The organism is Plectonema cf. radiosum LEGE 06105, from assembly GCF_015207665.1.
Lineage (GTDB): Bacteria > Cyanobacteriota > Cyanobacteriia > Cyanobacteriales > Nostocaceae > Rivularia > Rivularia radiosa_A.
The window spans coordinates 1-1,742 of sequence record NZ_JADEWL010000298.1 but is presented as its reverse complement, the minus strand read 5'-3'; the positions used below and the strand labels follow the sequence as shown (position 1 = coordinate 1,742).

1 protein-coding gene is annotated in these 1,742 nt (G+C 34.8%); it reads right to left on the bottom strand.

Translation table 11 applies throughout. The annotated features are described in order from the left end of the window. The coding region (locus IQ247_RS32080; RefSeq protein ID WP_228060239.1) for a DUF3685 domain-containing protein at positions 1-1,742 on the bottom strand (1,742 nt) is incomplete at both ends.

The window sequence follows — 1,742 nt, the reverse complement described above, 5'->3', positions numbered from 1 at the left end:
TAGCGGTACCAATACCTTGAAGAACACCACGAACAATTAAACCGACTCCTCTACCAACTATACGGGTAAGAACGAAAACTACACCGTTACCTAAAAAGGATAATAGGGATTGTAAACGAGGTGTGGCTGCATCTCGAAATTCTAGTAATAATGTTACTAATAAAGGAATTCCTCCGAGTTGTGCTAATTCGTTGTTACGGGGTGCATATACAAAGACTTTGGCTATTCCTCTAGGTGCAAGAACGAATAATTCGTAACGACTCTCGAATATTTTCTGGGCTTCTCCAACATAATTTTGCCAGCGATATTTCCAGGATAAATCGTTTCTGAAGCGTTCTATTTCTCTGGTGGAAATTAATTGGCGGTTGTAATAATCTTTTTTGATAATTTCTGTATCGGCTAATCTATTTAACAATGGCTGCATTACAGCGTTAGCAAGATGAATCAGCATATTTTCTAATATCATGGCAGCGTGTTCGTTGGCTTCTTCCCTACCGGGTAAATAAGATGTATTATCTATATATAATTCTGTTTGAAATATTAAATAGGATAATAATTCATTTATTAAAGGGATTTTATTAAGAATTCCTGCTTGTACTATTACCGCATCTTCTAACAATATATTAACAATTTCTAATTCAATTTCTGCTGTTTTTATTCTAGTAAATTTCCCAAAAAAATCTTTGATAGCTGCTTGCCATATATCTGATAACAAAATATATTTTATTTCATTTAATCGATGATTTTCTACTTCCGAATTACGTAATTCATCAAGAGAATCAGCAAATTTTTGTAGTAATAAATAAAGTAATTCTCTTTTTTTATCTTCTCGTAAAATATCTATTTCTAAAGGAATATCCGTTACATTTTGTAAATTGAATTGAAGTTTATTAATACAAGATGCAAATAATGTTGCTTGTAAAGCTCTGGGGCTAAGTAAAGGGGGAGCTAAAGGATTGCTTGTCGAGTTTCTGATGATAATAGAGCTATCCGGTTTGGGTAATGGTAATTCAGTAACACGAATAAAAGGATTTGCTTCGGGTTGTTGTTGTGGCTGTGATAAATCGAATAAATTATTGAGCAACCATTGTGCTGCAATCAATTCTCTTCGTCTTCCTGCTAAAATAGCTTTGTTTAGTAGTGTTAATCCGGGAATTTGCAGTTCTCTGGTAACTTCTTTCAAGTTAGCTTTGATATAATTAGTTCCCGATCCGTGCAAATTATTGCGTAATTTATTAATGAGGGAGTTTTGAGAATTACCTTTGTTCCGCTGAATTTTTCCACTTTCCCATTCTCCGAATTCTTGGGTTTGATTAACCCAATAAGAATTTCCTTGTATAACTTGTTCCATGGCAACAATTAATTCCGAAACGGGTGTACCCTTGGGACAATAACCGTTTACTCCCGCAGCTTTTAAAGCTATGAGCATTCCGGGTTGGAGAATGTGACACAAAAGTAAAATGGGTAAATTTGGGTATTGATTTTTCAACTGTCTAATCAGTTGTAAACCCATTTCTTGGCGATTTGCAGAACGATTGTTATCTGGTTCTAAAATTACCAAATTTACTTGATTGGGGTCAATTTGTGCCAATTCTGCTAAAATTTGCAATGCGCTGGTGTAGGTTTCGGCTTCTGCTACAACTTGCAATTCCGGGAATTCTTCGAGAGTTTGACGTAATCCCAATCTAAAAATCGGATCAGAATCAATTAATAACAATTTTAGAGGGCGATCGCTCATAGTT